Annotated in this window: 23 protein-coding genes and 1 pseudogene; 10 read left to right on the forward strand and 14 right to left on the reverse strand. The window is 68.3% G+C overall.

Annotated features, from left to right (window positions below; translation table 11 throughout):
- Positions 1 to 166 precede the first annotated feature (166 nt).
- A pseudogene (locus ACFV8T_RS43060) lies at positions 167 to 395 on the reverse strand (serine/threonine protein phosphatase); the annotation flags it as partial.
- A 1,259-nt stretch (positions 396 to 1,654) separates the two neighbouring features.
- Between ACFV8T_RS43060 and ACFV8T_RS43065 the strand changes: the two are divergent.
- The 3 genes from ACFV8T_RS43065 to ACFV8T_RS43075 all read left to right on the forward strand — a co-directional run bounded on the left by ACFV8T_RS43065 (position 1,655) and on the right by ACFV8T_RS43075 (position 3,892).
- Entirely contained in the window at positions 1,655 to 2,041 is a 387-nt protein-coding gene (locus tag ACFV8T_RS43065; RefSeq protein ID WP_385338716.1) for a hypothetical protein, read from the forward strand.
- A 539-nt stretch (positions 2,042 to 2,580) separates the two neighbouring features.
- Positions 2,581 to 2,820: a hypothetical protein gene (locus tag ACFV8T_RS43070; protein ID WP_385338719.1), complete on the forward strand. Its 240-nt coding sequence runs from the start codon at positions 2,581 to 2,583 to the stop codon at positions 2,818 to 2,820.
- Complete coding sequence (locus tag ACFV8T_RS43075; protein ID WP_385338722.1) at positions 2,813 to 3,892, forward strand: response regulator; 1,080 nt, start codon at positions 2,813 to 2,815, stop codon at positions 3,890 to 3,892. Before ACFV8T_RS43070 ends, ACFV8T_RS43075 begins: the two co-directional genes overlap by 8 nt.
- 197 nt (positions 3,893 to 4,089) lie before the next feature.
- On the opposite strand, the gene ACFV8T_RS43080 is transcribed toward ACFV8T_RS43075, so the two are convergent.
- Genes ACFV8T_RS43080 through ACFV8T_RS43090 form a run of 3 tightly spaced genes read right to left on the reverse strand, consistent with a single transcriptional unit; the run spans position 4,090 to position 5,562 of the window.
- On the reverse strand, positions 4,090 to 4,782 hold the full coding sequence (locus ACFV8T_RS43080; RefSeq protein ID WP_385338725.1) for a DUF4231 domain-containing protein: 693 nt from the start codon (positions 4,780 to 4,782) through the stop codon (positions 4,090 to 4,092).
- Positions 4,719 to 4,994 carry a hypothetical protein gene (locus ACFV8T_RS43085; protein ID WP_385338728.1) on the reverse strand — a complete coding sequence of 92 codons (276 nt, stop codon included), beginning with the start codon at positions 4,992 to 4,994 and terminating at the stop codon, positions 4,719 to 4,721. Before ACFV8T_RS43085 ends, ACFV8T_RS43080 begins: the two co-directional genes overlap by 64 nt.
- A 7-nt stretch (positions 4,995 to 5,001) precedes the next feature.
- On the reverse strand, positions 5,002 to 5,562 hold the full coding sequence (locus ACFV8T_RS43090; protein ID WP_385338786.1) for a hypothetical protein: 561 nt from the start codon (positions 5,560 to 5,562) through the stop codon (positions 5,002 to 5,004).
- A 364-nt stretch (positions 5,563 to 5,926) separates the two neighbouring features.
- Here ACFV8T_RS43090 and ACFV8T_RS43095 point away from each other — a divergent pair, with 364 nt between their 5' ends.
- Both ACFV8T_RS43095 and ACFV8T_RS43100 read left to right on the forward strand, forming a co-directional pair.
- Positions 5,927 to 7,735, forward strand: coding sequence for a hypothetical protein (locus ACFV8T_RS43095; protein WP_385338731.1), 1,809 nt, complete (start codon positions 5,927 to 5,929; stop codon positions 7,733 to 7,735).
- Positions 7,736 to 7,772: 37 nt separating this feature from the next.
- Positions 7,773 to 8,036 carry a hypothetical protein gene (locus ACFV8T_RS43100; RefSeq protein WP_385338734.1) on the forward strand — a complete coding sequence of 88 codons (264 nt, stop codon included), beginning with the start codon at positions 7,773 to 7,775 and terminating at the stop codon, positions 8,034 to 8,036.
- A 416-nt stretch (positions 8,037 to 8,452) separates the two neighbouring features.
- On the opposite strand, the gene ACFV8T_RS43105 is transcribed toward ACFV8T_RS43100, so the two are convergent.
- Positions 8,453 to 9,016 (reverse strand): DinB family protein, encoded by a 564-nt coding sequence (locus ACFV8T_RS43105; RefSeq protein ID WP_385338736.1) that lies wholly within the window; start codon positions 9,014 to 9,016, stop codon positions 8,453 to 8,455.
- 250 nt (positions 9,017 to 9,266) lie between these two features.
- On the opposite strand from ACFV8T_RS43105, the gene ACFV8T_RS43110 reads away from it, so the two are divergent.
- Together ACFV8T_RS43110 and ACFV8T_RS43115 are read left to right on the forward strand one after the other, a co-directional pair.
- A complete protein-coding gene (locus ACFV8T_RS43110) occupies positions 9,267 to 9,500 on the forward strand; it encodes a hypothetical protein (RefSeq protein ID WP_385338739.1) in 234 nt (77 codons plus the stop codon).
- The gene (locus ACFV8T_RS43115; protein WP_385338741.1) at positions 9,500 to 9,772 is read left to right on the forward strand and encodes a hypothetical protein; all 273 of its coding nucleotides are present in this window, start codon (positions 9,500 to 9,502) and stop codon (positions 9,770 to 9,772) included. Before ACFV8T_RS43110 ends, ACFV8T_RS43115 begins: the two co-directional genes overlap by 1 nt.
- Positions 9,773 to 9,869: 97 nt before the next feature.
- On the opposite strand, the gene ACFV8T_RS43120 is transcribed toward ACFV8T_RS43115, so the two are convergent.
- The 5 genes from ACFV8T_RS43120 to ACFV8T_RS43140 all read right to left on the reverse strand — a co-directional run bounded on the left by ACFV8T_RS43120 (position 9,870) and on the right by ACFV8T_RS43140 (position 13,357).
- A complete protein-coding gene (locus tag ACFV8T_RS43120; RefSeq protein ID WP_385338744.1) occupies positions 9,870 to 10,247 on the reverse strand; it encodes a DUF6193 family natural product biosynthesis protein in 378 nt (125 codons plus the stop codon).
- 53 nt (positions 10,248 to 10,300) lie between these two features.
- Complete coding sequence (locus tag ACFV8T_RS43125) at positions 10,301 to 10,576, reverse strand: hypothetical protein (protein ID WP_385338747.1); 276 nt, start codon at positions 10,574 to 10,576, stop codon at positions 10,301 to 10,303.
- Positions 10,577 to 10,979: 403 nt separating this feature from the next.
- Positions 10,980 to 11,819 carry a cytochrome c oxidase assembly protein gene (locus ACFV8T_RS43130; RefSeq protein WP_385338750.1) on the reverse strand — a complete coding sequence of 280 codons (840 nt, stop codon included), beginning with the start codon at positions 11,817 to 11,819 and terminating at the stop codon, positions 10,980 to 10,982.
- The gene (locus ACFV8T_RS43135; RefSeq protein WP_385338752.1) at positions 11,816 to 12,388 is read right to left on the reverse strand and encodes a DUF2243 domain-containing protein; all 573 of its coding nucleotides are present in this window, start codon (positions 12,386 to 12,388) and stop codon (positions 11,816 to 11,818) included. The genes ACFV8T_RS43130 and ACFV8T_RS43135 overlap by 4 nt, the downstream gene beginning before the upstream one ends.
- Positions 12,389 to 13,081: 693 nt before the next feature.
- Positions 13,082 to 13,357, reverse strand: coding sequence for a hypothetical protein (locus ACFV8T_RS43140; RefSeq protein WP_385338755.1), 276 nt, complete (start codon positions 13,355 to 13,357; stop codon positions 13,082 to 13,084).
- 11 nt (positions 13,358 to 13,368) lie between these two features.
- On the opposite strand from ACFV8T_RS43140, the gene ACFV8T_RS43145 reads away from it, so the two are divergent.
- Positions 13,369 to 13,548: a hypothetical protein gene (locus tag ACFV8T_RS43145; RefSeq protein WP_385338758.1), complete on the forward strand. Its 180-nt coding sequence runs from the start codon at positions 13,369 to 13,371 to the stop codon at positions 13,546 to 13,548.
- Positions 13,549 to 13,861: 313 nt separating this feature from the next.
- A complete protein-coding gene (locus tag ACFV8T_RS43150; RefSeq protein WP_385338760.1) occupies positions 13,862 to 14,608 on the forward strand; it encodes an HNH endonuclease family protein in 747 nt (248 codons plus the stop codon).
- Between the two features lie 60 nt (positions 14,609 to 14,668).
- Here ACFV8T_RS43150 and ACFV8T_RS43155 read toward each other — a convergent pair whose 3' ends face one another.
- The 4 genes from ACFV8T_RS43155 to ACFV8T_RS43170 all read right to left on the reverse strand — a co-directional run bounded on the left by ACFV8T_RS43155 (position 14,669) and on the right by ACFV8T_RS43170 (position 17,880).
- Positions 14,669 to 15,922 (reverse strand): helix-turn-helix domain-containing protein, encoded by a 1,254-nt coding sequence (locus ACFV8T_RS43155; RefSeq protein WP_385338762.1) that lies wholly within the window; start codon positions 15,920 to 15,922, stop codon positions 14,669 to 14,671.
- A gap of 130 nt (positions 15,923 to 16,052) precedes the next feature.
- Positions 16,053 to 16,247 carry a hypothetical protein gene (locus ACFV8T_RS43160; protein WP_385338764.1) on the reverse strand — a complete coding sequence of 65 codons (195 nt, stop codon included), beginning with the start codon at positions 16,245 to 16,247 and terminating at the stop codon, positions 16,053 to 16,055.
- Between the two features lie 581 nt (positions 16,248 to 16,828).
- The gene (locus ACFV8T_RS43165; RefSeq protein ID WP_385338766.1) at positions 16,829 to 17,065 is read right to left on the reverse strand and encodes a hypothetical protein; all 237 of its coding nucleotides are present in this window, start codon (positions 17,063 to 17,065) and stop codon (positions 16,829 to 16,831) included.
- A gap of 218 nt (positions 17,066 to 17,283) precedes the next feature.
- Positions 17,284 to 17,880, reverse strand: a complete 597-nt coding sequence (locus ACFV8T_RS43170; protein WP_385338769.1) for a hypothetical protein — start codon at positions 17,878 to 17,880, stop codon at positions 17,284 to 17,286.
- A 1,103-nt stretch (positions 17,881 to 18,983) separates the two neighbouring features.
- Between ACFV8T_RS43170 and ACFV8T_RS43175 the strand changes: the two genes are divergently transcribed.
- Positions 18,984 to 19,889 (forward strand): type II CAAX prenyl endopeptidase Rce1 family protein, encoded by a 906-nt coding sequence (locus tag ACFV8T_RS43175; RefSeq protein ID WP_385338772.1) that lies wholly within the window; start codon positions 18,984 to 18,986, stop codon positions 19,887 to 19,889.
- Positions 19,890 to 20,119: the final 230 nt, after the last annotated feature.

Here is a 20,119-nt window from a genome sequence, read left to right on the forward strand (position 1 = left end):
GTTCTCGATGTCGTCCGGGGGCCGGCGCGCAGAGTCAGCAGCGCCCACGACCGGCCCCAGAGTCAACCCCCGAAGGACTTACGAACTCAACCACTTAGCTCGGCTGGCGAGGCGGTCTCGGGCTTCGGGTCCAGGACCGGCATCAGGGCATGAGGCGTGCCGTCGCTTTCCTCGACGGTCGGCCGCAGTTGGTCGCTGCGGCGCAGGCGCAGCACGAACGGCCTCACGGGGCGCTCGTCCCCGACCGGCAGTGGGTCACGCAGGTAGACCAAGATCCTGTCCGTAAACGTTGGCACCGCAGCCCGGCAGAGGCCAAGGGTGATCTCATCGAGGTCTATGCCGCGGGAGATCCGCCGGGACGCGGCTCCGACGTACCGAATACGGTCTGACTGCCTCTTCAGGACCAGCTCGCTTCCAGGCCCTTCATCCCTGCTGGGAGGGTTGTTCGGGGTTGTTCCGAAGAACCCTCCACTGGTGGTGACGCCCCAGTCGTCGGCCGGGGGGCCATCAGGAATCAGGCGTCCCCACCTCGACTCCGGGCCGGTATCTCGAAGGGGCTCACGACACCCCAGTTCGTCGGCGATCTCCTCCACGGCCTCGTGCTCTCGGTCAAGCACGACGCGGGCCCTCTGAAGCACCTCGTCCATCTGATCGAGCGCGCTGTCCTCGTCAGAAGGGCCAGTGAACTGCTGAGGAAGGTGCACATCCGAATCCAGCGGGGGCGAGGCGCCCACACTGCCCGCGGCCCGGAGGTCCTGGAGCTCGGCCTCCAGGACCAGAATCCGGCGGGCCGCCACGTCTGCCAGAGCCTGTGCCTTCTCTCGTTCGGCCTCCGCGCGAGCGAGCTGGAGACTCAGATCGCCTCGCTGCGCGGTGGCACGCCCGAGGCGGTGACGCACGGAACCGATGCCCGTTGTATCCGGGGCCACGGCAGCATTCATGGCGTCCAGACGGCGCGTGAGTTGGGAGACCTGGGCCTGAGCCTGCCCGAGGAGGTTGAAGAGGACGGTGGCGACCTGCAGTGACTGGTTGCGTGCGCGTTCGCTGGCCTCGTAGGCCTGTCGCACACGGTTGAGTTCTTCCAGAGCGCTGAGAGTTCGTTCCTGGGCCTGGAAGAGCTCTCGGGCGGACACTGCCGGTTCGCCATCGGAAGCAATCACGGTGGGGTGGGCTTGGGCGGCCTCCCATAAGGAGTGAGCCGGCTCCAGGCGGCGAGTCGTCGCTGCTTGGGGTTCGTGCTGGAAACAGGAATCTGCGACTGCCTCGACCAGGTCCCATGTCAGGCCTTCGCCTGCGAGCCGCTCGCGCAGCTTCCGAAGCGGAGGAACCGCTCCGTCGTGGAAGTGGTCCGGGGTGAGCTGGGCGTGCAGCTCGGAAACGCTCAAGGCCGCTTCGTCCAGCCATGACCTGACGATGCCGACGAGGTCGTTGATCTCGGTGCAGTGCCCCTTGATCGCTCCCCACGGGCGGCCCGGCCGTTTCGCGCCAGTCACTCCTGATGTCCCTTCAGGGTTATCGCGAACAACCCTGTGTTGTCGACGGAACAACATCCAACCCGCACGTGAACGCTCCTCGCAGGTGGATCCTCGAATTGCCCCGAGTACCGGGCACCACGAATCCGCAGGCAGGGCCTGCTTATGAGAGGCGACCGACCATGGACATTCTCACCGAGGCGCTGCCGGAGTTCCTGGGAGCTCTGGGCTCTGCCGGAGCCGTCGGTACCGTGATGTGGTGCTTTCGCGCCTGGCGGCGGCGCGCCAGAGGCCCGGCGACGGGGCCGGCGCCCACCAGCCCCTCTGAGTCCATCGGTGACCAGGCAACGTCTGCGGCCCAGCGCAATGCCACGGTCAGGCGCTACACCCTGCTCGGCACGTTGACAGAAGACGGCAGCCCGATACAGCTGGCCAGCACGCGGACGGCCGGGGCGGTCATCGTGTGGCCGGTTGGAGACAGGCAGGAGCGCTTCGAGTTCACTGACGTGCAGCTCTACGACGGCACGTTTGCGGCCGAGCCGACCGACCGGTACGAGACGGCTCGTTGAGGTGATGCCGAAGGGTGCAGCCCCCTCTGGGGGATCCTTCGGCGTCTGTTCCGCCGCCGTGGTTGTCAGGTTTCAGGCTCTCAGGCGCGATCCCCAGGTGACGCTTTTGCACTGGGCGGTGACACTCTCGCTGCAGTGTCGAGTGGCCATGACTGCTGGTCAGGTGGCGATGTCGTACTTCACAGCGGTGTCGGAGCAGTCGGATGCGGGCTTCTCCAGCGAAGCACGTTCCTTTGGAGGCAGATCGCGTCGCCCAAGATGGCGGCGTCCGTTGCGCAATACGAACGTGCGTTGCCAAAATCCAGCAGCGTTGCAGTGCAACGGTCCAGCATCGAGTTGGGCTGCCACCACTCTGATCAGCCATAACGTCCATGGTCAGGTGACTCCGGGTGGTGGCAACAAGAACCCGCGTTGCGGCCTGTCCACTGATCCGGACTGCAACGGCTCCGGCGTCCTCCATCCTGTGATTCCCCTTCCGCAATCCGCTGGACGGGTGACAAGCTCCCATCCCTGCGGTGGGTTGATGAATGGAGATCCGGGTGGATCAGCCGCTGCTGTCACTGAGAACGACCTTGGTGTTCCTGCTCGCCTTACTCGCCGGCGTGACAGCGGGCGGGCTGACCGCACTTGCGGGTGAAGGCACCCCGCACAGCCTGCTGGCGGGCCTTGGCGTCGCAGGCCTGGCGGTTCCCTTCTTCAACCGCCTTATCGACGCCGAAGGCAGCCAGAACCGGCAGCACGAGCACGCGGGCGCCGGGGAGGGAGAGGGAAATGGGTGAGCTGCGACCGCTGGGAGACGACCTCACGGATGCTTCCCGCGCCCTTGCCCAGGCCCTGCGAGACCTGTTCGAGGGGATGGATGTATCCGTGCGCCGGTACGCGGCCCGGCGCCAGCGGGATCCGGGGACGTTCTCGCGCTACCTGAACGGCACCCGCTTACCCCCGTGGCAGGTGATCACCGACCTCTTCACGGATCTCGCCGAGCACCGAGGAGCCGCAGTCACCACCGAGGCCATCGAGCTCGTACGCAGGCTGCACGGCTCGGCCGTCGACGCCGGGGCCTCTCCCAAACACGCGATGGAGATCCTGGAGCAGCAACTGGCCGACGCCGACCGGGCATCCCGGCGATCGAGCGTCCGCGGCGACGTCCTGGGCGACGCTCTGCTAGACCGCACACACCGCATCGCAGACCTGGAGGTACGCCTCAGCCAGCTGGAGGCCGACCGGATTGCCGAACGGAAACGGGCCGACGAACTCGCCGCAGCCCACCCCGACATCTCCGGCCTCCTGCAGGAACGCGACGCCCTGCAGCTCGACGTGCAGCAGCTGAGCGCGGAACTCCGCGAGGCACAAGCACTGCGGGTCGCGGCCGAGGACCGCTGCAATCTGCTCGAACGCCAGCTGGACGCCGTCGAGAAGTCCCCGGCCTCGCTGCCCGCCACCGCACCTCAGGACATGCCCAAGATCCTCATCGTCGACGACCAGCCGAGCAACCTCCTCGCGATGACCGCGGTACTGGCATCCCTCGACCAGGAGCTCGTCACCGTCTCCTCCGGACGCGAAGCACTCAAAGCGCTGCTCGACCACGAAGACTTCGCGGTCATCATCATGGACGTGCAGATGCCGGAGATGGACGGCTACGAAACGTGCGCACACATCAAGCGCCGCCCCCGAAACCGCGACGTCCCCATCATCTTCCTCACCGCGATGGGCGTGGACTCCGAGCACTCCGCCCGCGGATACGCCGCCGGCGCCGTCGACTACATCAGCAAACCCTTCGACCCCTGGGCCCTGCGCGCCAAAGTCGCCGTGTTCACCTCCATCTACCTGGAACGCCGCGCCCAGCATTGACCCCTGCGCAATGACGGGACTCCACCGAACCGCCCCGGGGTGCAGGGCACTCCTCGCCAGGCTTCCCCGACAGGGAACTGGCCGACCGTGTCGGGTCCAACAGCCGGCCCTGCCCGTCTTCCGGGGTGTGGACCACAGAGCCCGGCGGCAGCCCGCCTGTTCAGTCCAAGCGCAGGGGAGGCCGTCGGCGAAGCTGGTCAGACTGCCGGCGGCTGGCTGGAGGGCGCGGCCTGGTCGGCGGGCTGGTCCAGCTGCTGCTGGCGGCGACGCTGCTCGTTGCGGTGCTCTTCGACGCGCTGGGTGAACAGTTTCAGCGCCTCGTCCTCCTGGCCGCGGCCGTACTCGCTGTAGTGGCCGATGCCGAGTCTGACGGCGTTGGCCTCCTCCTCGATGGCGTCGGCAGTCTGCTGGAGGAAGTAACTGCGCTCGCGGAACTTGTAGTAGCCAGTGAACATCGCGGCCACTGTGATGGCGAAGCTGATGACGGTCAGGGTGACGCTCTGCCAGGTCAGTTCCTTTCCGGTGTCCAGGGCCGCGATCGTAGTCGTGGACGCTGAGCCGATCATGATGAGGGTCTGCAGGCTGTTGTGGATCCGCCGGTACTTGCGGCTGTCGGCCTGGTACTGCTCGATCGCGGTGGTGACTTCCTCGCGGTAGAGCTTGCGCCGGTGGTCCAGAACCGGGTTGTCCCTGGCCTTCTGCTGCCACAGCGACTCCTGCGCGAAGGCGAGCTGCGCCTCGATGCGCTGGAGGGTGGGCAGGCCCCGCCCGGCGAAGTGCACGCCGACCAGCGCCAGCAGGGACATCAGGAGCAGGCTGCCGCAGATCAGGTCGCCCAGGACGAACCCTGCCGGACTGCCCGTGGTGAACCAGGCGATGCCCGTGCCCATGACGGCCGTGAATAAGGACAGCTAGCTGACTGCCCACCCGCACGCCAGATGCGGTCCAGCCGCCGGCGCCGGGCGAGCTTCTCCTGGGCGTCGATGACGAGGTTGGTGGTCACCACGTAGATCCGTTCGTCGGCGTCCCGCTGGCGGGCGAGGACCAGTTCATCAGCGTCCCGGATGCGCCGGGGCGCGTCGTCGTCAAAGTTCCGTGCCATGGGCAGGTCAGCGGGCGAACGCTTCGGTCAGGCGTACGCTGTAGCCGTCTTCTTCCATCAGCACGACGGTGACGCCGAACGGGTCGGGGTGATTCAGCTCGACGGCAGTGAAGGAGAAGTCCACCGCGGCCTGGACCGGCGGCACCAATTCGCCGCCGCGTTGCGGCGCGGGGGCCGGCCTCCAGTCCGGGGCGACTGATGCCCATCCTTCGGGGGTGCGGGACAGGAGCTGCTCGTCGTAGGGGAACTGGTGCGGCACGTGCACGTCGCGGGTGGCGAGCACCATGTTCATGCACGGCGCCGGGCCGACGACGGGCAGCTCGCAGGCGGTGGCGACATCATGGGTCCCCCAGGCGAGCACGACCTCGTCCGCGCCGGCCACCGAGGCGATGTTCGCGAGTTCCGCGATCCCTACGAGCGCGTCCTGGCCGACCTTGATCGGGCGGACCCAGATCAGCCCGACCAGCTCGCCACGCACCAGCGGCATGATGACCGGACGCGGCACTGTCCCCTCACCCAGCCCCGCAATGTACGCATCCTTCATCACGCCGACCAGCGCGTCCCACATCCGTGCTTCCACGGAAGCCCCCTCCGTCTGCCGATCCGATCACCGCACCCTTCCAGGGGGATTGAGGCCGTGTCAGCCGGATGATCAGCCAGCGTGCGACGGGGGAGGAGCCGGATTCAGGCGGTGGCCGGCTGCGGGGCCCGGTCGGTTCCGGCCACTGCCTCTGAAGACCCAGCGGTGACCTGGTGGTGACGGGTAGCTTCGGTCCACTTACGTCTTCAGCCTGCGCGAGGTTGAGCAATGCCGTGCCAGGCCACGCACGTAGGGGGATTCTCGGTGAGCAGTACTGGGGGCTGTTTTGCGGGGTGACAGGCGGCAGATCCAGACGGCGGTCCTGGGCAGTGCGGAGTCGGAGGAGCCGCTGATGCTGCCGCTGGAAGCGATCGAGCTGGACGCCTTCCGGCGTCGGCACAGTGACGACACGTTCTGGTGCGGGCTGCTGCTCGGCGGCTGTGGCGGCCAGTTGACGACGAAGCTGTACACCGACCGCGTGTGCCATTTCGCCCATAACCCCGGTGCCGAGGGGCATCCTCATCTGTGCGGTCGCTCCTCCCGGGGGGTGAGCAGTGCAGACCACCTGTACGTGAAGTCTGCGGCGGTCGCCTGGCTCCGTGCTCGAGGTGAGGGGGCTGACTTCGACTTCGCCCGGCCGGGCGGGGCGCCGATCGGTTCCGTGGTGGACATCCGGTTTCAGCACGCTGCTCTGCGTGTGCACCTGGACGGAGAGGTGGTACCGGAGTGGGACGAGGAGGGACACGAACCGGTGCTCGGAGCGTCAGTGCCGGTGGACCAGGACACGCTGATCCGTCGCTGGTACGTCCACCGCATCCGCCTGGAAAGCCAGGGCACCACCCGCCAGGTACAGATCGGCACCGAGGCGTTCGCGCGGCCCACTGAATGGTTCGGCCTGGACGAATGCGAGGTGACGCAGGGCGGCTTGTCCACGCCGGCAGTGGAGCGCATCGTGGCATCCCGCAGTACACCGCCCCCGCGGTGGTCCCCGGGGAAGGCCCGGAAGGCAGTGAGTCCGGATGCCAGGGCGTGGGCCTTGCTGAGCCGCCTGAATGATGCGCGCACGTTCACGTGGGAAAGCGCGGCATCGCACGTCTGCTGGGAGATCGCCCGCCTGGATGGAGTGAGCCAGCATGTGCGGGAACAGCTGGACGCGGCCGTGGACAAGACACGCGGCTGGCTGGAAGAGAAGGCCGAGGAGCGCCGTGAGCTGTTCTCCCAGCTGGACCAGGCGGTCAGCGCGCAGGACACCGCACGAGTCCGCCAGCTACTGACCAGCATCGAGACGACGGCCGTTGATGACCGCACGAAAGACGAACATGCTGTCGCAGGCCGGGCAGCGGAGCACCTTGCTGCTGCAGCCCGTGCCACCCAAGAGCGGATCGTGGCGCGGAGCGCCGCCGAAAGAGCGGCCTCGGACGCCTCCTCTCGGGTCGGGAGCATTCTCAACAACCTGCGCCGCGGGAAGTACAAGGACCTGGGCAGGGAGATCGACGCTCTCGACTACTTCGCCGAGATCGCCGGCAACCGCCTGACGATTCACCACACACGCCAGATCAAGCAGTGGAAACAGAAGCACCACCGCGGCTCCAAAGCCCCGGAGGGACAGAGCGGCAGCGCTCGGCAACGAGGAGGCACGTCGTCTCCTGCATACCGGCAGGTCCCGCGCCGCCACTGGATCAAGCAAAACTGTCCGAGCTGTCGTTCCGCTGCAGGCAAGGAATGCCTTGACAACGACGGACAGGGAAGGTGGAGCTGGAGGCCGTTCCCTCACGATGAGCGGCTTCAGCTGACCATTGAGGAACGCCAGGCTCGGGTCACGCCGAACAAGCAGGTCCCGCAGGAAACACGGACGAATCGGGAAGCGACCATTGATGAACGCCCGGCTAGGGGAAGGAGGCGGGGCAACCGGAGATCGCGGACGAACCGGGAAGCGACGCCCGCACCATCGGCTTCATGGCAGGTGACGGATATCGCCTGCCCCGAATGCGGCGCGGCTCTCACGCGAGCGAAGGGGTCCAACAAGACCCTGGCGGAGCGCCTGGGCGTTTCACCCCGCACGGTGGAGTGCTACCGCGCCGGGAAGCTGACGAAGCCCCAGAAGCGCCTTCAGGCGGCCCTGGTGGAGGAGACGGAATCCGAGTGGCAGCCGCAGGGTTAGGGCGCAGGCGCGCGAACAGGCGTCCACCTCCAGCGGCATGATGGTGGAGGTGACGGCGTACTTCGGATTCGTCGGCTGGGGCAGCTCGGACGACGGCCGCGAGCGCAGCATCACCACGGCGATCTCGCCCACCTACGCGAAGCAGATCCTCGAACTGCAGGAGGCCGGTGCGACGGAGGAGGACCTGCATCCGATCGTCGCTGAGGCCATCACGGAGTCGTATTTCACGGAATGGGGTACCCGCGCCGCTGGCCTGCGCGCGGATTTCACACACGTCCATTCCATAGAATTTCGGTTCTGACACCGCGAAATTCCAAGCCTGCTATAAACCATGTCCTGAGGTCGGGTAGCCGTACAGCGCTCTGGCGGCGGCCCGCCCTGATTCTCCACCATGAATACGAGGCCGACGCTGACCACGCCCCGGCGTACCGCCCGCCGTCCGCTCGCCCCGCGAGCCGGTCGACCCCGCCCGCATCGGTCGCCGCGTCGTACGGCGCCGGGCGAAGGGGATGGACGCCGGCGCCATCGCGGCGGCTCTCGAGGAAGCGCGGTTCGACGCGCGGCGGGCTTCCCGGCACGAGGACCTGGCCGACGACGTCCGTGGCCCGGCGGGGCTCGCGGAGTGGGAGCGCCTCGCCCAGCTGCTCGCCGACGCGGCCCCGGGCACGTCACGGAGTCGACGTAAGTTTCCGAAGCTCGATCGCCGGTTACCGAAAGTCATATTCGGTGCGGTACGGCTCCGTCCTGCCAGCGGTAGAGGTCGCGCAGCAGGGAAATCTCGGCGCCGTGATGGACCAGCTCCTTGTTGACGTGCAGGACGATGCCCTCCATGGGAAACCGCTCGGGACCCACCGTGGGCGGATTCTCCAGGTCAGCGTCCGAGAGCGCGCGGACCCCCGCGTTCCATCTCCCATACATCTCATCGAGCTGTTTTAGCGCCTCGTCAGCGGTCCCCGCGTAGGCGAATGTCTGGGAGTCGACGTCCTGGCCGCCGAAGTGCCACCCGACCCGATAGCCCAGGCACGAGACGATGATGTGCGCCAGCCGCCAGGCAATCGTGGTCACCGGTGCCGGCACCGGGTCAGGGGACGCGGAGTCCATCGTCCACTTCCCCGAACCTGCCGACATCGATGCGGCCGACGTGCCACGTGCGCGGATGCTCCAGCAGCCGCGCACCGGCTCCCAGAAGTACTCCTCGTCGGTAAGACCGTCCAGCCGTGGCCGCAGGTTCTTGCGCCAGTACCAGTCCAACTGCTCCGCGAGCCGCTCGCTTCTTGTCATTGCCGCACACTACAGACCCGTCGAGCAGAGTCATCGTCGCCGTCTGCGGTCATCCTCCACTGTCACAAACCCGCAGGCAGTCATCTCTAACTGGCACAGAAGTCAATTGATCGGCCTTCGCTGGCAATCGATCAACACCCACTGACACAGGTCAGTAGTCGCGAGGGCCGGTTCGGCTGGAGTGGTCCCGGGCCCGGTTGCCCGGCGATACCGTGGTGAGACACGCCAGTTCTGCCCTCTGGAGTCCTCGATGAGCGAACAGCCGGCCCCCGCCGACACCGCCGCCCGGCAGCTGGAGCCCGCGGCCGCCGACGCGGTCCGCGCGTACGCGGCCAAGACTCGCGCCGACGCCGACCGGTTCGCCGCCGCCCTGGAGGACATCGCCACCAACGGCCTGCCCGACCCCGAGCAGTGCACCCCGTGGGAGGAGCTGCGCGAGGCCCACCTCACCCGCCTCGCCGCCCAGCGCCCGGCCGTCGCCTGATGGCCCCGCAGCACGGCCCACGCCGTGCTCAGATCGCGTTCTCCGACTCCGTCGCCAAGCATCTGGACAACCTGACCAGCGAGGCGGAGATCCACGCCCTGGACCGCGCCCTGGTCGTCATCTCCGTTGACCCCGACGTCGGCGACCCGATCCCCGGCGACACCGCCGGCCCCCAGCTTCGGCAGTACACCGACGACGTCGAGCAGGTGCGCGTCCTGTACTTCGTCACGGCGCTGCGCACCGTCGTGGTCGTCGCCTACATCGAGGTCTAGCCCATCCAGGCCGGTACGCCGCTGACCCGTCTCATAGAAGCTTGACCAGTCTCAGCGAAAGTTTGACCGGAACGGCGGCTGCTGCTCTGCGGCTGGTTCAGCAGTCGGTGGAGCTCTCCGCTGGTGGCCACGGCCCCTCGAAGGCCGGCCCGCAGTCGTGCGGCAGGTGGGCCACCACCAACGCGGCCGCCTCGTTCGGTGTGAGTGACTCGCCCAGGACACGCGGCGACGCACCCCGTGGTGCGTACACGATGCAGGATTGCGCGTCGCCGACGATGAACGGCAGGTCGTTGCTCCATGGGAACTGCGTGTTGCGGTGAAAGGTGAGCGCCCCGTGGCTCGGAAACGGGAACAAGGCCCGCAGCCGAGGTTCGGCGTAGGCGGCCTCTATGACTACGGGCTCTCCCCGTCGCGCCGTGGGATGCCCCTCCAGCATGAGCCGCCAGGTCTTCTCGACAACCGTCTCCTCAGCCATCCCGCGATCATGACGTCTGTACTCGGCCAGGACAAACCGTTCCACCCTGATGGTCAAACTTCGATGAGACTCACCAAACTTCGCTGAGACAGGTCAGCGAGCTGGGCACGCTGGAGCAGACCGAGCCCCGCGACGGCGACAAAGCAGTCCGCGACGAACTCACCCGCCGCGCCGGCGGGTACGTCCAGGCTGACGTCGACACCTGGCTCGCCTACGCCCTGGCCGCGCACCTCGGGCACTACCGCGACCCGGCCGCCCGCGAGACTGCCGCCGGCCTCCTGCCGCCGCCACTGCTCGCCCACGCCGCGCTGCTCACCGAACTCGCCCACCTCTCGCCCCGGGCGTCGGCGTCGACCAACTGGCGTTCGAGGCCCGGCTCGCCACCACCGAACCCGAAGCCGCCGGCGCCCTCGCCGCGTTCCTCGCCCGCGCCCGCTCCGACGCGAGCTGACCTCACCCTGTGCAACCTCCCAGACCTCCCAGATCCCTGGGGGAGACCTGGCAGGCATCTGGGGGACAGGGGCCAGAAATGCCCCGGAACGCCCGGGATGCCTAGGAAACTGAGAGGCCGTTTCTCCAGGCAGCCGCGTTCCTGGGAGGCGAGCTGGGAGCCTGGGAGGCGGAGGGTGCGTACGCACTCCCCAGGCCGTGCCACGCTGACAGAAAGTGTCCTCTGACATCGAAGTTGGACTGTCTGCCATCGAAGTCGCACTGATCAGACAAGTGCCGGTCCTAGGGGATCACGGGCCGGGCCGCATCGATGGAACGGCGCCGGTCCGAAGCCCGGCGGGTGGTGCACTGCGGGCGCCAGGTCGCCACCAGTGCGAGGGCCAGGAGCAGCTCGGCGATGTCGCCGCCGTAGTACATGATTTCCGCGCCGCGCTGGACCTGGTCGACGGGTGCGTGGATGTTGATGCCGAACCCGCCGTACATCAGCTGTGAGATGAGCGCGTGCGTGGCGATGGCCGCCCCCAGAACCACCAGCCGCACCGGCACACCAGGCCGGGCGGGGGCCGGGTCGGGACCGGCGATGACGTAGGCGAACAGGCATCCGGCGAGCAGGAAGTGCGCATGCAGCAGACCGTGCAGTCCGGTGTTCGCCGACATCGCGTTGTACAGCGGCGTGAAGTACAGCAGGGCCAGTGTGCCCACGCTCAGCACCAGCGCGGTGACCGGATGGGCCAGCGCATGAGCCGGCCTGCTCTGCACCAGGCCGGTCAGCCGTCGGCCCTGGTGAGACGGCAGGTTCCGCAGCACCAGCGTGACCGGGGCTCCCAGCACCAGCCCCAGCGGTGCGTACATGCCGATCAACAGGTGCTGGAGCATGTGGCCGCGGAAATCGCCGTGTGCCCACTGCGCGACAGGGGGCAGCAGAGCGGCCGCCAGCAGGCCACACCCGGCCAGGAACCACCCGGTACGCCAGCGGCTCCACCCGGCCTGTCTGTTGCGCCGCCGCGCGCGGGTCGCCAGCAGCAGATAGGCGCCGGCCAGCAGGACGACGAACACCGCGGGTACCAGCACCTCCAGTGGCAGGCCGCCAGGCTCCTGGTGGTGTGCAGGATGGCCGGTCATGCGTGCCGCGTTCCTCGCACCGGTCCGACACCTTCCGGGTCGAAAGGCGCCGCGCGACGCTGGATCATCCATCCGACCACGACCAGGATCGCGCCCAGCAGCAGGAACCCGAGGTCCCACCAGATCTGCTGGTCTCCGGCGTAGACGTGGTGGATGCCCAGGATGTGGTGGTCGAGGATGCCCTCGACAAGGTTGAACAGGCCCCAGCCAGCCAGGATCCAGCCCCACAGCGCCGCCGATGTCCACACCTGGCGACGGTGATGCGTCACCCGCGCGTACAAGATCGCCAGGCCCGCGAGGACCGCCACCCAGCAGATCGCGTGGAAGATTCCGTCCCACACGGTGTTCATCTCCAGCCCGGAGACGGTGTTCGCCGGGTAGTACTTCACACCGATCCGGTCATGGTTGGTGCTGGTCAGCATGTGGTGCCACTGCAGCAGCTGGTGCAGCAGAATGCCGTCGACAAAGCCGCCCAGGCCCACTCCGAGGATGATGCCTGGCAGCTGCAGACTCCGGGGCCGCTCGCCCGCCACCGCTCCCTGACTCTCAGCGCTGACGCTGCTCGACATCGCGTTTACCTCCGCTGAACTGGTGCTCGATACCTGGGCGGTTACCCAGGCGTCAGCCTTTCCACCAGAGCAGCCGTACCTCGCCCGCGCACCCTGAGAAGCGCCAGATGGATGTGGCCCGGCGGACCGCAACTCAACGCGATCTCGGGGTGCCAGCAACATCCCTTGGGTACTGCGAGACCCTCGCCTCGTACCTGTAGCCGCTGCCCGCTGGCTCGTGCTCCTGGTCGTGCTGCTCCTGGTGCTGCATGGTGACTCCGAAGGCAGCGCAGCATTCGCACGACCCAGTCGGCACACGGGTGCTGCTCGTGCAGCAGGGCTGGCCCCGGCGGTTGCAGCAGAGAGCAGCAGCGCTGTGCGGCTCTCCGAGCTGGCGGCTGCATAACATCGCAGTTCTGCCATGTTCCGTGCGAGATCTATGCACGACTGCTGCATGCAGCACCCATGCCCACGCTGCTCACCTGCACGTTTCCCCTCCAGGGGAACGATGTACGCGCACGCGGAAGCAGTCGCCGGTTTGTTCTGGAGAACCAGAACAAACCGGTTTACCTGGTGCTACCGCCCCGCATCGCCGCACGCCGCCGACCTGCGGCCTTCCCCTGGAGGGGAACGGTGTACTGCGCCGGGCACGAGAACGGCGCCGCACCAGGGGTGCAGCGCCGTGTTGCCTGGCCGGGCGCGCGGGCGGCCAGGTCAGTGGACGCGCTTGAGGCGGGTCGTCTTGGTGATGGGCGTGACGTTGCCCTTGGCCTTGGCTTCGGCCTTGCGGGCCTTCTCGTCCAGGTGGAGTTGGAAGCGGCGCTCGTACTCGTCTTCGAAGTCGCCGGCGTCCAGTCGCATGTCCCGGGGCAGCGCCTTGACGGCTCGCTGTTGCTCGCGGGGGTCGTTGAACGCGGCGATCATCGGGTGGAGCTGGAAGCGCCCGCGGCGGACCACGGTGACGAGCCGGGCGGCGACCAGGTGCGGCAAGGAGGAGCTCCATGAGTAAGCGCACGACAGCCCAAGAGGCGAGGGAGACCGAAGACGAGCGGCGGCCCGACGTGGAGTTCAGGGCCCGCGGGTTTCACGTCAGTGTGAACAAGGTTCCGTGGACGGGCCTTGCCCTACTGGCCGGTGCTGTCGCCGCCAGGGTGGCCGGCAGTTACGTCTGGATGCTCTGACCTGACGGATGGGGTGGCCCTGCGGAACGTGCGAAGTGACCGCGAGGCCATCCCAGGAGCACCGTCCTGTCAGGGCACTCATGACCGACCGTACGGGCCACGGTGGTTCACCGCCCGGTGAGCTGCTGCATCCGTGCCCGGCCCGGCCCCGGGCGCAGCTGAGATGAGGCTGAGGCCGCGGGCTGCCCCGGGCCAGCGGTGAGCTCACCTGTCACGGTGGGGCTACGACCAGCACACATGACCCGGTGTCAGGAGACGGTCTCCGGCTGCGATCATGAGGGCTCATCAGCCCCGACCAGCTGGAGATCTCACCGTGCCTGTGCGCCGTTTCGTCCCCCTCGCTGCCGTAGTGCTCGTGGCGTCACTCGCCGCGTGCAATCCCAGCGCCACGAAGAGTGAGTCCGACTCGAAGCCGGCAGCCTCCGCCTCAGCCGGTACCGACCCGGCCGAGGCCGGCTCCTCGGCCGCCCCGGGTGCTCCCGCGGGCGGAAATGGTCTGTCACTGTCCGAGGCCATCGCGAAGATCCCGGCCGCGGACGAAGTGCGTGACGGGTACAAGCGCGACAGCTTCAAGCACTGGATCGACGAGGACGGCGACTCGTGCTCGACGCGCAACGAGGTCCTGCTCGCGGAGGCGGTCAAGGCGCCGGAACAGGGGGCGCGGTGCGCGCTGACGGGAGGCGAGTGGCTGTCGTTCTACGACGAGGTCACGGTCACCGCTGCGGGCAAGCTCGACATCGATCACATGGTTCCCCTGGCGGAGGCCTGGGACAGCGGGGCGTCGAAGTGGGACGCGGACCGGCGCATGCGGTACGCCAATGACCTCGGGGCCGGGCGCAGCCTTGTCGCGGTCACCGCGAAGACGAACAGGTCCAAGGCGGACAAGGACCCGTCGGAGTGGATGCCGCCGGCGGAGTCCGCGAGGTGCACCTATCTCGCTGACTGGACCGCCACGAAGCTGCGGTGGAAGCTCAGCGCGGACGACAAGGAGCGCGCCGCGCTGGAGACCCTCGCCAAGGACTGCTCCGGCACCGCCGTGAAGTACGAGGCCGCCCCGTAGTCGTTCCTGCACCGCCGCGGCCCCGGTGGTGCCGGTTTGGTGTGGGACGGGGTGGTGGGGTTATCTGCCGGGCCAGGTGGTGGCGGCCTGGATGGGGGCGGGCAGAGGGCGTCGTGGGGTCGTGGGGTGTCCGGTGGCGAGGATGTTGTTGAAGGTGGTGATGAGTTCTTCGAGCCGGGTGGTGGCTCCCTGGCCCGGTGGGTGTGGTGCGGGGGCTGATGCGGGTGCGGTTGTTTCGGCGGCGGCCTGCTTCCAGAGGGGCTCGAAGTAGGTGTACTCGCCATCGAGTGTCTGGATGAGTGTCTGGACGTCTTCCCAGGTGCCGATCGTGGTTCCGTCGAGGAGATTGGTGATGTGGTCCGGGGTGAGGGCGTAGCCGCTGCTGACGGACATCGATGTGGGTGTCGGGTTTCCGGCCCGCTGGTGCAGGAAGCGCAGGGCGGAGGCGAGTGTCTCGGGGCGGGGTTTGCGCAGGCGCCGGGCGTCGGCGTCGTCCCAGACCTTCTTCAGGACTTCGGGGTCGGCGCCGCAGGCGCGGGCGATGTCCGCTGTCGCTTCCCAGCTCGGGAACCGTTCGCCGTTCATGGCCCGTGACAGGAAGCTGGGGGAGAGCCCGGACTTTTTGCTCAGCGCTCGCAGGCTGTGCCGGGAGGCGCGCTGGAGGTTGCTCAGGACGCAGGCGAAGTCCGCGGGTCCGGGGGCGGGTCCGGTGTCTGGGGAGGGTTCGGAGTTCTCACCATCGGGGCCGGTGCCGGCGTCGGTCTGGCCTGGGGAGGCGGCCTGCATGGCGAGCGGCTGGGGCGGCCCGAAGGGCTCGCCCGGCGGCACCGGCGCGGCCGACGGGATGTGACGGGGTGCGGACCGGGCGGCGGGGCCCTTGACGGGTGCGCGGTTCAGCGCGCGCTTGACGACCGAGGTGTTGAACTTCTTGCGCACGGTGTCCTTGTTCATGCCGAGAAGCCGGCCGATCACCTCCCACGACGTGCCCAGGCGCTTCGTGCGGCCCACCACGGGCGCGGTCAGCTGGTCGATGCGCCGCTGCAGCTGCAGGAGGAGTTCCAGCGGCTGCTCGACTGCCGGGGCCGGGGTGCGCAGGGCGTGCTGCAGGTCGCGGATCTCTGCGCATGCGGCGTCCAGCTCGCGGTGGAGGTGGCGGTCGAAGTCGGAGGTGTCGGGAGGCAGTCCTTTGTGACGCTCGGTGTGGGCTGCCTGCCGGCACTTGGTGCTGCAGTACTCGCCCGGGCGTCCGGTATGCCGCAGTGTCCGCCTGCCCCCGCACTGTTTACAGTGGTCCGACGAAAATGTGTTCCCCATGGTTTTCGCTCTCTGCCAGGCCGGCCCCGGGCGACGAAAGGGATTCCGCCGCCCGGGATTCGTGATGAAAAGCGGTGTCCGCCCGGCCGTTTCGTCGGAGAAATGTGCCCGGGACACTGCTGAGAGTCCGTCAGCGGGACTTCGAATTCCTGCGCGTACTCATCCAGACGACGAACGCCCACAGGGTCACGGGGGCCAGCATCAGGGCCATGGCCGTGTAACCGGGCGATCCGGGGACGATGAGCAGCGGCGGAAACGCGATGCCCGCGGCGACGGGAGCGGGCTGGGGGGTGTTGCCCGTGGCTTCCGCGCTGTTGACAGACATGTTCTCGGCCGCGACCTGTTTGTTACTGTCACCTGCGAGTCGGCGCCAGAGGCGTTTGGCTCGGAAGGGATCCGGGGACGAAGGCATAGAGACCTCCTGGGTCGTCATCACATTGGGAGCGCGAACCCGGGTCCGTGAGAAGAGCGGGTTCGCGCTCCGTGAGCGTAATGACACGATCTGCCCAATGCCATTCGGGCAAATGCTCCCATTCCTTATAGAAGTCTGGTCCGATCGGACAGTTTCGTCGGCATCAGACGGGCAATCGGCATGCAATTCCGATAAGCGCACCAATTCGGGCCGCGATCTTGGTATTCCGGCCCCGCCGGCCACCGGGCACGGATGGTGCGCTCCCGGAAGGGGCGCAGGTAGAGCATCGCCCGCTGCCCGTCGTGCCCCAGACTTCTGATGCCTCGTGAGACATCAGGCGCCGACGAATCGGTCACCCCACCGTCGCGATGTCGCCAGGGGCGAGGTCCCCTGCGCGCTGTGCCCGACGACCGTTGCCGGTGGCGACCAGTGCTTCCCGTCCAGTCCCAGGCATTCCAGGAGAGTGCGGCGCTGGGCGCTCGGACGGACGTGCGTCAGCCGTCGCCTTCCGGTTCCGGGTGCAGGACAGCCTTCTTCACGGCCATCTCCAGCTCGGACCGGGATACTCCCGCAGCTTCGGCGAGCGCGGTCACCGCGGCCTGGAGCTTCGCCGCAGTCTCACGCCACGCGGCCCAGCCATCCGCGGTGTACGGCTCGGCGCGCGCCTTGTTCTGTTCCGCGAGGGCGGAACGTTCCAGCGTGATCAGATCTTCAGGGATATCGATTGCCACGGCCGGATCGTAAACGGCGCCACTGACAATCGACCGGAGCCGAGCAGGTCAGGCCGCTGCGACGACATCCGCCCGGACTGCGGCTCCCACCCCACCGGCAGCCGCTGATACTCCGCCTCGCCCTCTGGCCGAGGTCCGTCCGGCGCCGACCGAACTCCAGCCCCCTGCCGTCCACGCGGATCCCCCCGCCGGCGGCCGGGCGGGGCGCGCAGTGACGGTCAGTGGATGCCGGCTGTGGCCCAGGCGGCGTGGATCTGTTCGTAGGCGGTCTGGACATGGGCGTCCTGCGGTGTGTTGAGAACGAGGGCGGTGGCGAGCGTGCGGACGGCGGGGATGTCGAGCAGCAGGACGGCGAGCACGCGGTTGAGTCGGCCGACGATGTCGGCGGCGGCCTGGGGCGGATGGCAGTCCTCGCCCACCTCCTGAAGCAGATCGCCGAGCCCGGAGGCATCCGGTTCCCCGTCCTGTGCCCGCTGCAGGGCGATGTGGACCTGCCACAGGGCCTCGGTCTCCCATGCGGGAACTGCCCGGAGGAACACCTCGTCGGAAGTGACCCCGAGGCCGGTGGCAGGACCCGGCGGGGGCTGGGGGAGAGCGGTGGCGAGGTTGTTGATGGCGTCGGCCGCGGCCCGGTACGGGGCATCGGGCAGTCCGGCCGAACTGCCAGTGCCGTTCTCGTCCTCGACGGCGTCGGCGAGCTGGGGCAGGACCATGGTGTCGAGACAGTGCACGTCGTGAAGCCACGACGGAATGGCAGGCAGCACACAGGGGTGATCGGGGCGCGAGGTCATCCGGGCAGGGTTCCAGTTCTGCACGCTCACAGGGTTGCCTTTCGAAGAGATCGTCAGATCAGGGGATGGTGCTGGGGGCGGACACATCCTTGTTCTCCCGGCCTCCATACCGGGACGCTCCGGAACTTGTGCGCGACCCACGTACGACGAGCCGGCACCGTACAGGGCCATTCGTCCGGGGCTGCCGATGCGACGAGGCGGACGACTCCGCAGAACTGACCGGTCCTCGATGAACTCCGCGTCCGGGCCGTGCACCGCGACCTCGACGAGCAACTGCTGCCCGTCGGCGCGGGCAACGCCGCGGTGTAGGGAAGACTGGCCGGGCGCCCCGGCAGCGCGTGCCCGCGTCCGGCCGATGTTGCCCGCTGCCGGGGTCTGGCCCGGCTCCGCCGCGGCCTCACTGCCGCCGTCGGCGACCACGACCGGGCCGTCACCCCACTGACCTCGATCCGCCGGCGGCCGCGGCGCGGCCCCGGCCCGGGTACCTATGGCGGACCACTGCATGACTCGGCGCCCTGACGCTCCCGTCCTCGGCCGGCGGTCCACTGTGCTGCACCCGCCCCAGCAGGCAGGACATCGATCACGGCCAAGGCATCACCACACCGGTGGGTGGCCGACCGGGCCGCATTCCCGGTACTGCTCCGCGAGTCGGGAATGCCGTTCACGCGGCATCTCTCATCCGTCACCGGGAGAACACTGAACGGGGGCGCGTCACCGCATGCCGGGAGATCCACGAAGCACTACTGTCGTCTGCCACGAGAACGTCAGTCGCTCTGCCACGGGAAGTGTCAGTGCCTCGTACGGGGTGAGGGCGGGGGCCGTCACGCTCCCCGCCCTCACGTACGAGTTGCCGGTTCCGTGGTTAAAGAGCGTGGACCATCCTCCGCGCCGCATTGCCCCGTCGGTCGCCCAGGCGGTGGAGCGGCAGTCGCATGAATGCGGGCACTCAGCCTCTGGGCGTTCCCGGAGCCGGTGGCCAACGACCAGTCGACCCCTATCGTCCACTGCGCCGAAGGATGTACAGGGGGGGCGTCCGCGCGCACGACGCCCCTGACCGGTGGTCGGGCGAGCCTGGAAAGCACAAGGGGTTGTCGATAGGAGTCGGCCCTACCGTCACCAGGAGCGCTATGACCGAGCTACACATACGACAACCCGCACCTTCACCCGCGCCCACGGCCGCCGGGGCCATGGGCCGCGCGTTGGCCGGCGGCCTGATCATGGCGGTGGCGCTCGGTGTCGGCAACGGCCTCGGGCCCGTACTGGCGGACGCCGCCGGAGCCAGTGGCTTGGCCGCCCGGCTGATCGCTGCGGCCCTCGTCACCGTCGTGGCCGTGCCGTTCGTCCTGCGTTTGTCACACCCCCGGACGGTCGGCTTCGGCAGTCCGGGCGCGAGCCTACGGGCGTTCCTCACCGGCGTTGGGGTGACGGCCGCGGCAGCGGCGCTGGTCCTGGGCGCGGGCACGGCCGTGGGGTTTCTCGTCTGGCAGCAGTTGGACCTCGTCACCCTGGTCGGCTTTCTCGTTACCAACGCCGCCGTCGCGTTCCTGCTCGAAGCCCTGCCCGAGGAGACGATGCTGCGCGGCTACACGTGGACATCGCTGCGCAGACGGTTCGGGCCCGCACTGGCGGCGCTCGGCACCACGGCGGTCTTCCTGCTCGTACCGGGCACCTCGACGCTGGTGACGGTTGGCATCGCCCGGCTGGCCGGTGACAAGCCGGGCCACATCGGCATCGCCCCGGAGGGGCAGCACCCGGTCGACTACCTCATCCTCCTGACGGTCTTCAGCCTGACCCTGATCGCCGCCCGTGCGGCCGTGGGTCACGCCCCGCTGTGGGCGGCGATCGGCACGCACCTGACCGTCCTGACCGTGAACCGCATCATGCTGCAGGGCGAGGACCGCGACGCGGGCGTGACGGTGGAGCAGGCGTCCGGTGACGCGGTGCTGCTCGTACCGCTGTACCTGGTGGTCGTCGCGATCGCATTCCTGGCGCGCCGCCGGATCACGCGTCGGCACACGCCCGGCGAAAAGTAGGCGGTCACCGCCACCGGCCTGCTCGATGCCAGGCTCCCGGTCCGGTCAGAGGACGGGACCGCCTCCTGGCCGACGACGTCCGGCACGGCCTCCGCCTCACCGACGCCGACGACGACAGCACTGCCTACTGACACGCCTCATGGCAGAACCACTGACATCCGGTGGCAAACTCCACTGACGTCCTCATGGCAGACGATAACTACTGAGAAGGAAAAAATATCAGAAACCAT

The sequence above is a fragment of the Streptomyces sp. NPDC059832 genome (genome assembly GCF_042731715.1).
Classification (GTDB): Bacteria; Actinomycetota; Actinomycetes; order Streptomycetales; family Streptomycetaceae; genus Streptomyces.

Bases quoted from the DNA above. Each gene is read 5' to 3' on its own strand.
- ACFV8T_RS43145 (WP_385338758.1), top strand. From the start codon at position 13,369: ATGAGTAAGCGCACGACAGCCCAAGAGGCGAGGGAGACCGAAGACGAG.
- ACFV8T_RS43175 (WP_385338772.1), top strand. From the start codon at position 18,984: ATGACCGAGCTACACATACGACAACCCGCACCTTCACCCGCGCCCACG.
- ACFV8T_RS43105 (WP_385338736.1), bottom strand. From the start codon at position 9,016: ATGACAAGAAGCGAGCGGCTCGCGGAGCAGTTGGACTGGTACTGGCGC.
- ACFV8T_RS43095 (WP_385338731.1), top strand. From the start codon at position 5,927: ATGCTGCCGCTGGAAGCGATCGAGCTGGACGCCTTCCGGCGTCGGCAC.
- ACFV8T_RS43065 (WP_385338716.1), top strand. From the start codon at position 1,655: ATGGACATTCTCACCGAGGCGCTGCCGGAGTTCCTGGGAGCTCTGGGC.
- ACFV8T_RS43110 (WP_385338739.1), top strand. From the start codon at position 9,267: ATGAGCGAACAGCCGGCCCCCGCCGACACCGCCGCCCGGCAGCTGGAG.
- ACFV8T_RS43160 (WP_385338764.1), bottom strand. From the start codon at position 16,247: ATGTCTGTCAACAGCGCGGAAGCCACGGGCAACACCCCCCAGCCCGCT.
- ACFV8T_RS43090 (WP_385338786.1), bottom strand. From the start codon at position 5,562: ATGTGGGACGCGCTGGTCGGCGTGATGAAGGATGCGTACATTGCGGGG.
- ACFV8T_RS43080 (WP_385338725.1), bottom strand. From the start codon at position 4,782: ATGGGCACGGGCATCGCCTGGTTCACCACGGGCAGTCCGGCAGGGTTC.
- ACFV8T_RS43085 (WP_385338728.1), bottom strand. From the start codon at position 4,994: ATGGCACGGAACTTTGACGACGACGCGCCCCGGCGCATCCGGGACGCT.
- ACFV8T_RS43115 (WP_385338741.1), top strand. From the start codon at position 9,500: ATGGCCCCGCAGCACGGCCCACGCCGTGCTCAGATCGCGTTCTCCGAC.
- ACFV8T_RS43100 (WP_385338734.1), top strand. From the start codon at position 7,773: ATGATGGTGGAGGTGACGGCGTACTTCGGATTCGTCGGCTGGGGCAGC.
- ACFV8T_RS43120 (WP_385338744.1), bottom strand. From the start codon at position 10,247: ATGGCTGAGGAGACGGTTGTCGAGAAGACCTGGCGGCTCATGCTGGAG.
- ACFV8T_RS43075 (WP_385338722.1), top strand. From the start codon at position 2,813: ATGGGTGAGCTGCGACCGCTGGGAGACGACCTCACGGATGCTTCCCGC.
- ACFV8T_RS43155 (WP_385338762.1), bottom strand. From the start codon at position 15,922: ATGGGGAACACATTTTCGTCGGACCACTGTAAACAGTGCGGGGGCAGG.
- ACFV8T_RS43130 (WP_385338750.1), bottom strand. From the start codon at position 11,819: ATGACCGGCCATCCTGCACACCACCAGGAGCCTGGCGGCCTGCCACTG.
- ACFV8T_RS43135 (WP_385338752.1), bottom strand. From the start codon at position 12,388: ATGTCGAGCAGCGTCAGCGCTGAGAGTCAGGGAGCGGTGGCGGGCGAG.